Here is a 13331-nt window from a genome sequence, read left to right as displayed (position 1 = left end):
GAAAATTTTACTCTGTTAGCATACAGGATTTGTTTTAACTTATGACGATCCGTTTATGTATAAATCCGTGTACTTCCACACCGAAAAGGGATAAGAAGTCCCTCTTCTTCATAGCAAAGTTCGAGCTATTATTGAAAACTCACGTGTTAATTTTCCAATTGAATAATATTCGTACATTTTATTATTCTGTCTGCATAGATCACATTGTTATAAGAAATATGTCTATTTTTTATATAACTTAATAAGCACCCCAATCTCTACTTTCCTGCATTCTAATTTATAAGAAAATACATTCTTATCGTACAAGCATTGTATAGTAGAGAATCAATTATTTTTTAGATTACAGAAAAGACTATTGATCTTTCATTATAAGTCTTTTTAAAGCTTTATAGAAGATATCAATCAAAAAATTTCCTCAAATTCAAAATCAATCATTATTTGATTTGTAGATAATCAACTCTTTTCCTTGAATATGATTTTTGAGTTTCACATATTTGGGACAAAACTTTCTATACTGCTTTTAGAAATTAAGAAACTTTAAAATAAAGTAACAAAAAAGATAAGCATCATTACAAAACAATAAGCTACTAAAGATGTTTAAAATAACTATCGCCTTATAATTTTTGATATTTTTCAAGAAAATATACAACTTCTGTATTTCGAAATAAAAAAACGTCTGAACGTTCTATTCAGACGTTTTTTATTATGTGATGTTGTATTTAAATTATTCAGCAACGGCCCCAGTTGTCATATTTGTCAACATAGCCTTAGCCACTTCGTTATTACTAGACTTACGCTGCTCATCTACAATCAAATCATCACGAACTGCAGCAATACGACGGATTTGAGAAATTGTACCACCCGTACCTGCTGGAATAAGACGACCGACAATAACGTTCTCTTTAAGTCCTTGCAAAGTATCAATTTTACCAGAAACTGCTGCTTCAGTAAGAACACGTGTTGTTTCCTGAAACGATGCCGCCGAAATGAAAGAAGGCGTTTGAAGAGAAGCTTTTGTAATTCCAAGAAGAATGGGATTACCAGATGCAGGTTTCTTACCTTCTGCAATCAAATTATCATTGATTTCATCAAGTTCAATACGATCAACATTATCACCTGGAATATAACCAGAATCTCCAGATTCAGTAATTTCAACTTTTTGCAACATTTGACGAACAATCACTTCAATGTGCTTATCATTAATAAGAACTCCCTGCAAACGATAAACCTCCTGAATCTCATTAACAAGATAAGATGCCAAAGCTTCAACCCCCTTAATCGCCAAGATGTCATGAGGTGCTGGATTACCATCAAGGATATAATCTCCCTTTTCAATTTGATCGCCTTCTTGGAAGTGGAACAACTTACCTTTTGGAATCAAGTATTCTACTGCCTCAAGAGTTTCATCATTTGGTTCAATAATGATACGACGTTTATTCTTATAACCACGGCCAAATCGAATTGTACCACTAACTTCAGCAATAATCGCATGATCCTTTGGACGACGCGCTTCAAAAAGCTCAGCCACACGAGGAAGACCACCCGTAATATCTTTCGTCTTGGCACTTTCCATTGGCAAACGAGCAATAACATCACCAGCCTTAACATGAGCACCAAGCTCAACAGAAAGAATAGTTTCCACTGACATCATATAACGGGCTTCACCTCCCTTATACAATTTAGCAATGGATTCACCTTCTTTATCCGTGTGAATAATAATAGCTGGTTTAAGATCCGCACCACGTGGATTAGCGCGCCAATCAATCACCAAACGCTTCGTAATACCCGTAGATTCATCAGCTGTTTCAGTGACAGATAAACCATCAATCATATCTTCAAAACCCACATAGCCTTCAACTTCCGTTAAAATTGGACGTGTATAAGGATCCCATTCTGCTATACGTTGGCCACGTTTAACCACATCACCATCATCAACAAAAATATGAGCACCATAGCTAACACGATGTACAACGCGCTCTTTTCCTAACTCATCCTTGATAAGGATAGCCATATTACGCCCCATAACAACCAAATGGCCTTCAGAGTTACGAACTACATTACGATTACGAATCTCCACCTTACCTTCATAAGATGCCTCTAAATACGATGAATCAACAACCTGCGCAGTTCCTCCTAAGTGGAAAGTACGCATAGTAAGCTGTGTTCCCGGCTCACCAATGGATTGAGCAGCAATAACACCAACGGCTTCTCCCTGATTAACAGGTGTTCCACGCGCCAAATCACGACCATAGCATTTTGCACAAACACCAAGACGTGTTTCACATGTTAATGCAGAACGAATTTGAACAGATTGAATCCCAGCTGCTTCAATCTTCGCGACATCAGCTTCCTCAATCATTGCTCCACCTTCAAGGATAACCTCTCCAGAGACAGGATGTAGAATATCAACAAGCGCTGTACGACCAAGAATTCTTTGCCCAAGGGAGGCAACAATTTGTCCTGCATCAACAATCGGCTGCATGGTAAGCCCTTTTGCGGTACCACAATCAACTGCTGAAATAATAGCATCCTGTGCAACATCAACAAGACGCCGTGTTAAATAACCAGAGTTCGCCGTCTTTAACGCAGTATCAGCAAGTCCTTTACGTGCACCATGCGTGGAATTGAAGTATTCATTAACAGTTAGACCTTCTTTAAAATTTGAAATAATGGGTGTTTCAATAATTTCACCCGATGGTTTTGCCATTAATCCACGCATACCGGCCAATTGTCTCATCTGGTTAGCAGAACCACGAGCACCAGAGTGCGACATCATATAGATAGAATTCATCGGCCGTTGACGACCTGTTTTAGGATCAAAATCGACAGCTTGAATACGTTTCATCATTTCATCTGCGACGCGATCTGTACATTTACCCCAAGCATCTACAACCTTATTGTATTTTTCACCTTGTGTAATCAAACCATCATTATATTGCTGTTCGTACTCCTTAGCCAAAGCTTCTGTTTCTGCGACTAAACGCGACTTACTATCAGGAATAACCATATCGTCCTTACCGAATGAAATTCCTGCACGACAAGCATAAGAAAAGCCAAGCTGCATAATACGGTCACAAAAAATAACCGTCTCTTTTTGTCCACAGTGCCGATAAACATGATCAATCATTTTAGAAATGTTCTTTTTCGTCATCTCTTGATTGACAATATCAAATGAGATATCCGCACTTTTTGGCAAAAGCTCACCGATAATCAAACGACCAGGTGTCGTATCATAAAGTTTAGAGACTTCTTTTCCATCCTTCCCCATATTCTTAACACGGCCTTTAATCTTCGTATGAAGCGTTATAACCTTATTTTCCAAGGCATAATGAAGCTCACCTATATCAGAAAAGGCCATTCCTTCACCTGGTTCTTTTTCAGAAACAATTGAAAGATAATAAAGACCAAGAACCATATCCTGTGAGGGAACAATAATGGGAGCACCATTTGCCGGATGAAGAATATTATTGGTGGACATCATCAAAACACGGGCTTCAAGCTGTGCTTCAAGAGAAAGCGGCACGTGAACCGCCATCTGATCACCATCAAAATCTGCATTAAAAGCAGTACACACCAGTGGATGAAGTTGAATAGCTTTGCCTTCAATTAAGATAGGTTCAAAAGCCTGAATCCCCAAACGGTGCAATGTTGGCGCGCGGTTGAGTAAAACAGGGTGTTCACGAATAACCTCATCCAAGATATCCCAAACTTCTGGATGTTCTTTTTCAACAAGCTTCTTTGCCTGCTTTACCGTTGATGAATAGCCTTTTGCATCAAGCCGTGCATAAATAAAAGGCTTAAATAATTCAAGAGCCATTTTTTTGGGAAGACCACATTGATGCAATTTTAATTCAGGACCCGTCACGATAACAGAACGCCCCGAGTAATCAACACGCTTCCCAAGTAAGTTCTGACGAAAACGTCCTTGCTTGCCCTTCAACATATCTGATAAAGACTTAAGAGGACGTTTATTGGCTCCAGTAATCACACGCCCACGCCGTCCATTATCAAACAATGCATCAACAGCTTCTTGTACCATACGCTTTTCATTGCGTACGATAATTCCAGGAGCTCGCAATTCAATCAGCCGCTTCAAGCGGTTATTACGATTAATAACACGCCGATAAAGATCATTCAGATCTGATGTCGCAAAACGCCCACCATCAAGCGGAACCAATGGACGCAAATCCGGTGGAATAACCGGAATTGTTTTCATAATCATCCACTCTGGCTTATTTCCAGATTCAAGAAAATTTTCAACGATTTTAAGTCGTTTAATCAATTTTTTCTGCTTTAACTCTGAAGTTGTTTCAGCTAATTCAAGACGCAAATCATTAGCGATTTTATCTAACTCCATACTAGCTAAAAGCTCGTAAATAGCTTCAGCGCCAATCATAGCTGTAAACTGATCTTCTCCAAATTCATCAATAGCAAGCATATATTCTTCTTCAGAAAGAAGCTGATGGAGCTTAAGAGATGTTAACCCTGGTTCGGTTACAATATAATTCTCAAAATAAAGAACCCGTTCAATATCTTTTAAAGTTAAATCTAAAAGTGTAGAAATACGACCTGGTAATGATTTAAGAAACCATATATGCGCAACGGGTGCCGCAAGTTCAATATGCCCCATACGCTCACGACGTACACGCGAAAGAGTAACCTCTACACCACATTTTTCACAAATAATGCCCTTATACTTCATGCGTTTATATTTGCCACATAGACATTCATAGTCCTTAATAGGGCCAAATATACGTGCACAAAAAAGACCATCACGCTCTGGTTTAAAAGTCCGATAATTAATCGTCTCAGGCTTCTTAATCTCACCATACGACCAGGACAAAATTTTCTCAGGACTCGCAATAGAAATACGAATAGAGTCAAATGTCTGCGCTGGCGCTTGAGGATTGAAAAGATTCATGACCTCGTGGTTCATGCTGTTCTCCTTCAAAGATTCTTAGAACCTGTTGTAATATCTCATTTATTTTATAACAAATCTTCTTTAAAATACATTTACTTTTAAAAACGACCTGTATAGCCTTAATAAGGTTATTGAGCCTCTTAAAGCAATAAGAGCGCAGCCTTTTTCTAGTGCGCTCCTTGAATTATTATTCTGCCGTATCAGACAATGCCCGCTGTGCAATAAGTTCACGCGCATCATCAAGCTCCACATTAAGAGCAAGTGAGCGCATTTCTTTTACCAACACATTAAAGCTTTCGGGTATACCTGCCTCAAATGTATCATCACCACGCACAATTGCCTCATAGACTTTTGTTCGACCAGCCACATCATCTGATTTTACTGTTAGCATCTCCTGCAAAGTGTATGCAGCACCATAAGCTTCAAGTGCCCAAACCTCCATTTCACCAAAACGCTGACCACCAAATTGTGCCTTACCTCCTAATGGCTGCTGCGTAACGAGTGAATAGGGACCAATAGAACGTGCATGAATCTTATCATCAACAAGGTGATGCAATTTCAACATGTAAATATATCCCACCGTTACTGGGCGATCAAAAGGCTCCCCAGTACGACCATCATAAAGCGTAACCTGCCCTGAACTATCTAAGCCTGCGTCTTCCAGCATCATGTTAATATCAGACTCATGTGCTCCATCAAAAACAGGCGTTGCAATTGAAACCCCTTTCTTCATCTGCAATGCCAATTTGTAAAGGCTTTCATTATCATACTGACGAACTGGTTCATTATGATTATCATCAGGCATAAGATTTTCAATACGCTGACGCAACGGCAATATATCCCCAGTCTCTTGATATAACTCTAACAAAGCACCAATCTTCTTGCCCATCCCCGCACATGCCCAACCAAGATGCGTTTCAAGAATTTGTCCAACATTCATACGACTAGGCACACCAAGCGGATTCAAGACGATATCAGCATGGGTCCCATCTTCAAGAAATGGCATATCTTCTACGGGAAGAATACGTGAAACAACACCCTTATTCCCGTGACGCCCCGCCATCTTGTCACCTGGTTGGATTTTGCGCTTCACAGCCACAAAAACTTTCACCATTTTCATGACACCAGGAGGCATTTCATCACCTCTTTGGACCTTTTCAACCTTATCCATAAAGCGACGTTGTAATGCTTCTTTTGATTCATCATATTGCTTGCGCAAAGCTTCAATTTCATTTTGAAGCTTTTCATCCTCAACAGCAAATTGCCACCACTGGGATCGTGGATAATGCCCCATTACTGTACTATCAAGCTTTTTACTACCCGAAAAGCCTTTCGGACCTTCTACAGCAACTTTACCTGTCAACATATCGGTGAGGCGCGCATAAACATTGCGATCAAGAATAGACTGTTCATCATCACGGTCTTTTGCTAAACGCTCAATTTCTTCACGCTCAATTGCCATCGCACGTTCATCTTTTTCCACACCATGGCGATTAAAAACGCGAACTTCAACAACAGTACCAAAAGTCCCAGGAGGCATACGCATAGAAGTATCACGAACATCGGATGCCTTTTCCCCAAAAATTGCACGCAGAAGCTTTTCTTCCGGCGTCATGGGACTTTCACCTTTCGGGGTAATCTTTCCAACTAAAATATCACCGGGTTGAACTTCAGCACCAATATAAATAATGCCAGCTTCATCAAGATTTCTTAACGCTTCTTCCGCAACATTAGGAATGTCGCGCGTAATTTCCTCAGGTCCAAGTTTTGTATCGCGTGCCGCAACTTCAAATTCCTCAATATGAATTGAAGTAAACACATCATCAGCAACAATGCGCTCGGATAACAAAATAGAATCTTCATAATTGTATCCATTCCAAGGCATAAAGGCTACGAGAACATTCCGCCCAAGAGCCAAATCACCAAGATCCGTGGATGGACCATCTGCAATGATATCACCTTTCTCTACCCTATCACCGACATGTACAAGAGGACGCTGATTAATACAAGTGGACTGATTAGAACGCTGAAATTTCTGTAAGCGGTAAATATCAACGCCTGATTTTGAAGGATCTAAATCTTCTGTTGCACGGATAACAATACGGGTAGCATCGACTTGATCAACAACACCACTACGCTTTGCACTCACAGCAGCTCCTGAATCGCGCGCAACAATAGATTCCATTCCCGTCCCAACAAATGGCGCTTCAGCGCGTACAAGAGGAACTGCTTGACGCTGCATGTTCGATCCCATAAGCGCACGATTCGCATCATCATTTTCCAAAAAAGGAATAAGCGCTGCTGCAACTGAAACCAACTGTTTTGGTGAAACATCCATCAAATCAACATGATCACGCGGCGCCATTAAAACTTCACCAGCATGACGGCAAACAACAAACTCTTCTATAAAACGACCTTCGTTATCTAATGAAGAATTAGCCTGAGCGACATAATGCTTTGCTTCTTCCATCGCTGAAAGATAAATAACTTCTTTTGTGACTTTTCCATCAATAATTTTTCGATATGGGCTTTCAATAAAGCCATATTTGTTAACTCGCGCAAATGTTGCTAAGGAGTTAATCAGACCAATGTTGGGGCCTTCTGGTGTTTCAATCGGACAAATACGACCATAATGCGTAGGATGTACGTCACGAACTTCAAAACCCGCACGTTCACGTGTCAAACCACCTGGACCAAGAGCAGAAAGACGGCGCTTATGGGTAATTTCTGACAATGGATTGGTTTGATCCATAAACTGCGACAATTGTGAAGACCCAAAAAATTCACGGACTGCTGCTGCCGCAGGCTTTGCATTAATCAAATCCTGTGGCATAACTGTATCAATTTCAACCGATGACATACGCTCTTTTATCGCACGCTCCATACGAAGAAGACCAATGCGATATTGATTTTCCATCAACTCCCCGACGGAACGAACGCGACGGTTGCCAAGATTATCAATATCATCAATTTCACCACGTCCATCACGCAATTCAACCAACATCTTAACAACAGCAAGAATATCCTCTTGGCGTAAAATGCGAACTGTGTCTGGACAATCAAGATCCATACGTAAATTCATCTTAACACGCCCGACAGCTGAAAGATCATAACGCTCTGGATCAAAAAACAATGAATGGAACATTGCTTCTGCTGTATCGATTGTTGGAGGTTCACCTGGACGCATCACCCGGTAAATATCAAATAACGCATCCTGCCGACTTTCATTTTTATCCACCTTCAAAGTATTGCGGATGTAAGCGCCAATATTCATGTGATCAATATCAAGAATATTGACTTGATCAGCACTAACATCGAGCAGAACTTTTAATACTTTTTCGTCAATTTCATCACCAGCTTCAAGGTAGATTTCACCTGTTTCGTAATTGACGATATCTTCGGCTAGATAACAACCTAATAAATCATCTTCACTAACTTTAACCGCTTTAAGTCCTTTTTCTACCAAAGACTTCGCAGTACGAACTGTTAATTTTTTACCAGCCTCCGCAACGACTTCACCACTATCTGCATCTATAAGGTCAGAAATGAGCTTCATTCCTTTAAAGCGATCCACAGAATAAGGAACTCGCCATCCTTCTCCATCACGCTCATAAGTCACTTTATCATAAAACGTCGATAAAATATCCGACGCATCCATACCTAATGCCATCAAAAGACTAGTAACAGGAATCTTGCGCCGTCGATCAATACGCGCATAAATGATGTCCTTAGCATCAAACTCAATATCAAGCCAAGAACCACGATACGGAATAACACGAGCAGCAAAAAGAAGCTTTCCTGATGAATGGGACTTTCCTTTATCATGGTCAAAAAAGACACCAGGAGAACGATGCATCTGAGAAACAATAACACGCTCCGTACCATTAACAATAAAGGTACCATTCGTCGTCATTAAAGGCATATCGCCCATATAAACGCCTTGCTCTTTAATGTCTTTGATATCTTTGGAGCCAGTATCCTCATCAACATCAAAAACAATCAAACGCAATATGACCTTTAATGGGGCAGCATAAGTTAAATCACGTTGACGGCACTCTTCAACATCAAATTTTGGTAAATCAAATTCATAACCTACAAACTCAAGCATAGCTGTACCGGAAAAATCTGAAATAGGAAAAACCGATTTAAAAACAGCTTGCAAACCTTCATCTGGTCGCCCACCTTTCGGTTCCTCAACCATGAGAAATTGATCGTATGAGGCTTTTTGAACCTCAATAAGATTCGGCATTTCTGCTACTTCAGGAATCTTACCAAAAAATTTCCGTACGCGCTTACGACCATTGAATTGAGACATCATTGCGTGAGTCTGAGCCATCGTCGCTCCTTGATCTTTACTCTTCAAGGTAGACCAACCTTGAAAGCCTTATACCATTAACCTGCATATGCAGACCAGTTCACTTGACACTCAATAATGAGCATCATTAACTTTCCCCACCAACATAAGCCATTTATCTCTTTGACTCTATGATGAAGGGGTAAGTAATCCAAACCTATCCCATTCCTGTTACGAAACCATTGAGAAAAGTTTTTTACTCATTATTTTCCCTCTTTGTATTAAGAGAAAGAAAATCGGCGAACATAAATGCCCGCCGATAAAATTAAATTTACTTAAGTTCCACCTTAGCACCGGCAGCTTCAAGTTGAGATTTAATTTTTTCTGCTTCTTCTTTAGAAGCAGCCTCTTTAATAGGCTTAGGTGCACCTTCAACCAGATCTTTAGCTTCTTTAAGACCAAGTCCAGTAAGAGCACGAACTTCCTTAATAACATTAATTTTTTGTGCGCCACCTTCAACAAGAATAACATCAAATTCTGTTTTTTCTTCAGCAGCTGGAGCAGCAGCACCAGCAACAGCAGCTACAGCTACAGGAGCAGCAGCCGAAACTCCCCACTTTTCTTCAAGTAACTTAGAAAGCTCAGCGGCTTCCAAAAGGGTTAGATTAGAAAGGTCTTCTACGATCTTCTCTAGATCAGCCATTTTTAAATTCCTTCAATTAAAAGATTTGAACCATTATTAAATCTTATTCAAAAAAACAGAAAAGCATTAAAGCTCTTCCATAAACGTGAATACAAACAGCCTTAAGCCGCCTTATCCTCCTGAGCATATGCTCCAATGACACGTGCAACCTGACCAGCAGGGGCATTAACAACCTGTGCAATACGGGTCGCAGGGGTAGAAATCATACCCACAAGTTTTGCACGCAACTCGTTTAATGAAGGCAATGAAGCCAATGACTTCACAGCATCTACAGTTAAACTTGTTGCACCCATTGAACCGCCAAGTATGACAAATTTGTCATTGCTTTTCGCAAAATCAACAGCAACTTTCGGTGCTGTGATTGGATCTTCTGAATAAGCAATAAGTGTTTGTCCAGTAAACAAACCCACTATCGATTCAGATTCCGTGCCCTGAAGAGCGATTTTAGCAAGACGGTTTTTGGCGACCTTAACGGCACCGCCAGCTTCACCCATTTTCGAACGCAGATCATTCATCTGTGAAACTGTCAGACCGGAATAATGTGCAACAACAACAGAACCAGACTTCCGAAAAGCCTCGTTAAGCCATGTAACAAATTCGCGTTTTTCCGCTCTATTCACTGTCTCTCTCCATTTAACAGATTTGCTTAAAACAAACCTGTTGGTTACCTTTGATAACATAAAATACTTCATGTCACCGATGAGGATCCTGTCCCCTTTTTTACGCACAGCGTTCAAAGGCAACCTTGGCTCAAACCCTTTAAGTCTTTTAACTCTCAGTTTTTACCCCAGTCTCATGCAGGTTTTTTTGATTAAGATACTTAAAAGCATCACCTACAATCTCGGACAGGATATTCCGGAATTTCTCCCGGTACAACCTAAGCCCTATAAAGCTTAGATAGCGAGCTGATCAAAATCAGCATTTTAAATACAATTTTGATATTCCCATACCCCAAAACAAAATTATAAATCAGCTTATACTAGCTCTGAACGAACCGTTGCTGGATCAACTTTAACACCAATTCCCATAGTCGACGAAACAGCAACGCGCTTAATATACTCACCTTTTGCACCTTGCGGTTTGGCTTTAATAACTGCACTTGCAAAGGCTTTTATATTTTCTACGATTTTTTCAACACCAAAAGAAGCCTTACCAATACCAGCATGCACAATACCAGCTTTTTCCACACGAAACTCAACAGCACCACCTTTAGAAGCTTTGACAGCACCGGCGACATCAAGTGTTACAGTACCAACTTTCGGATTCGGCATCAAACTCCGTGGACCAAGAATCTTACCAAGACGACCAACAAGAGGCATCATGTCTGGCGTTGCAATACAACGATCAAAATCTATAGTCCCTCTATTAACGCTTTCAAATAAATCTTCGGCACCCACAATATCAGCTCCTGCCGCCTTAGCTTCCTCAGCCTTATCCCCACGAGCAAAAACGGCAACACGAATATTTCTCCCTGTTCCATTAGGCAAATGAGCAACGCCTCGAACCATTTGATCAGCATGACGAGGATCAACACCCAAGTTCATTGAAATTTCGATTGTTTCATCAAACTTAGCAACGGCACGCTCCTTAACCATTGAAACGGCATCTTTTAAAGCGTAAAGTTCATTAAAATCAATATCTTTTCGGATATTTTTTATTCTTTTTGCTACTTTTGCCATAATATTAGCCCACCACTTCCAAGCCCATCGAGCGAGCAGAACCTTCAACCATACGCATTGCTGCCTCAATGTCATTCGCATTAAGATCTTTCATCTTTGATTCCGCAATCGAACGAATTTTATCGCGAGAAATGCTTCCTACAGACACTTTACCAGGCTCTTTTGAGCCAGATTTCAGGTTTGCTTCCTTCTTTAAAAAGAATGATACAGGAGGCGTCTTGAGAGAAAAGGTGAAAGACTTATCTTGGTAATACGTAATAACAACTGGAATCGGTGCCCCCTTTTCCATTTCTTGTGTCGCTGCATTAAACGCCTTACAAAATTCCATGATATTAATACCACGCTGCCCAAGAGCTGGACCAATTGGTGGAGATGGAGTAGCAGCTCCTGCAGGGACCTGCAACTTAAGCTGACCTATACTTTTTTTTGCCATAACAATCTGCCTTTAATTTCACTGGTATACTGACAATTCATCTTGCCCGTTACCCGCTTGCAGTCACGTGGTTCGGATCATTAAGCCGACAAAAGCTATAAATCACCTCCCACTCCTTCCTTAAAGTAATTAAAACTACTCTAAGTTTAATCAGAGTTTTTCAACCTGACCAAATTCCAAATCAACAGGCGTAGGACGCCCAAAAATAAGCACTTCAACCTTAAGACGAGAGCGCTCTTCTTCAACCTCTTGAACAATTCCATTAAACGAAACAAAAGGACCATCAGCAACGCGAACTTGCTCTCCAACCTCAAACAATACAGAGGACTTTGGAGACTCAACCCTTTCCTGAACTTGTTTGAGAATTTGTTCAACCTCTCGATCAGAAATAGGAACAGGACGCGCATCCGACCCTAAAAAACCTGTCACTTTAGGCGTATTCTTAATAAGATGATAAACTTCATCTGTTAACTCAGCACGAACAAGAACATAACCAGGAAAAAATTTTCGCTCAGTATCAACTTTGCGTCCACGACGAACCTCTACAACACGCTCTGTTGGAACAAAAATCTTTTCAAAAAGATGATCAAGTCCCTTTTGCTTTGCCTCCTTATCAATAGCTTCCGCTACTTTCTTTTCAAAATTTGAATATGCCTGAACAATATACCAACGAGCTGCCACAGTCACATTTCCTTACATTCTCAACTAAAAAGATATTTCAGAAGATCAATAACCCGCCAAACACCAAAATGCATAACCTGATCCACAATAAAAAAGAAAGCTGAAGCCAATGCAGTTACCAACAAAACCATAATAGTAGAAATAACCGTCTCACGACGTGTAGGCCATTTCACTTTAATTGTTTCTGCATAAACCTGCTTCAAAAAGGTAATCGGATTGGTTTTAGATGCCATCGTCACACTATACTCTCTCTAGTCCTATTGTGTTTTATAGAACAAAATAAACAGGAAAAAATGCAAAAGCCAACTTTCAGACTTATGCAATTTCCTTACTTTCTATTCAATACCGTTTCACACACAAAAAAACAAGCCCCATATCAAAAAAAGCGAAAAAGGTAGCAAAATCCACTCCCTTATATGTAAAATCCCTCTTTGGCAGGGGCAGCAGGACTTGAACCCGCGACCTGCGGTTTTGGAGACCGCCGCTCTACCAACTGAGCTATACCCCTAACTCTCAAAACTAAAACACTTTTAACACCCCTTTAACAAGCATTATTTATTCAATGATCTTAGAGACGATACCGGCACCAACAGTACGACCACCTTCACGAATAGCAAAAC

At 40.3% G+C, this 13331-nt stretch carries 8 protein-coding genes, 1 tRNA gene and 1 pseudogene; all 10 read right to left on the bottom strand.

Features of this window, described 5'->3' with window-relative positions; genetic code table 11:
- Window positions 1–724 precede the first annotated feature (724 nt).
- Complete coding sequence (gene rpoC, locus ACFIQE_RS03455) at window positions 725–4936, bottom strand: DNA-directed RNA polymerase subunit beta' (RefSeq protein ID WP_375613463.1); 4212 nt, start codon at window positions 4934–4936, stop codon at window positions 725–727.
- A gap of 172 nt (window positions 4937–5108) precedes the next feature.
- On the bottom strand, window positions 5109–9257 hold the full coding sequence (gene rpoB, locus ACFIQE_RS03450) for a DNA-directed RNA polymerase subunit beta (protein ID WP_375612113.1): 4149 nt from the start codon (window positions 9255–9257) through the stop codon (window positions 5109–5111).
- A gap of 289 nt (window positions 9258–9546) precedes the next feature.
- Entirely contained in the window at window positions 9547–9918 is a 372-nt protein-coding gene (gene rplL, locus ACFIQE_RS03445; RefSeq protein ID WP_273790654.1) for a 50S ribosomal protein L7/L12, read from the bottom strand.
- Between the two features lie 101 nt (window positions 9919–10019).
- Window positions 10020–10538, bottom strand: a complete 519-nt coding sequence (gene rplJ, locus ACFIQE_RS03440) for a 50S ribosomal protein L10 (RefSeq protein WP_012755027.1) — start codon at window positions 10536–10538, stop codon at window positions 10020–10022.
- Window positions 10539–10892: 354 nt separating this feature from the next.
- Window positions 10893–11597 (bottom strand): 50S ribosomal protein L1, encoded by a 705-nt coding sequence (rplA, locus tag ACFIQE_RS03435; RefSeq protein WP_375613460.1) that lies wholly within the window; start codon window positions 11595–11597, stop codon window positions 10893–10895.
- A gap of 4 nt (window positions 11598–11601) precedes the next feature.
- Entirely contained in the window at window positions 11602–12030 is a 429-nt protein-coding gene (rplK, locus tag ACFIQE_RS03430; protein WP_273723157.1) for a 50S ribosomal protein L11, read from the bottom strand.
- A gap of 150 nt (window positions 12031–12180) precedes the next feature.
- Window positions 12181–12711, bottom strand: coding sequence for a transcription termination/antitermination protein NusG (gene nusG / locus ACFIQE_RS03425; RefSeq protein ID WP_273790740.1), 531 nt, complete (start codon window positions 12709–12711; stop codon window positions 12181–12183).
- A 20-nt stretch (window positions 12712–12731) separates the two neighbouring features.
- A complete protein-coding gene (secE, locus tag ACFIQE_RS03420; protein WP_273790652.1) occupies window positions 12732–12944 on the bottom strand; it encodes a preprotein translocase subunit SecE in 213 nt (70 codons plus the stop codon).
- A gap of 199 nt (window positions 12945–13143) precedes the next feature.
- A tRNA-Trp gene (locus ACFIQE_RS03415) sits at window positions 13144–13219 on the bottom strand.
- 47 nt (window positions 13220–13266) lie between these two features.
- Window positions 13267–13331: pseudogene (locus ACFIQE_RS03410) on the bottom strand (elongation factor Tu); the annotation flags it as partial.

It is taken from the genome of Bartonella sp. AA1HLJMS, assembly GCF_042197445.1.
In the GTDB taxonomy this organism is placed as follows: Bacteria; Pseudomonadota; Alphaproteobacteria; order Rhizobiales; family Rhizobiaceae; genus Bartonella.
This window is presented reverse-complemented; position numbering and strand designations above follow the sequence as displayed.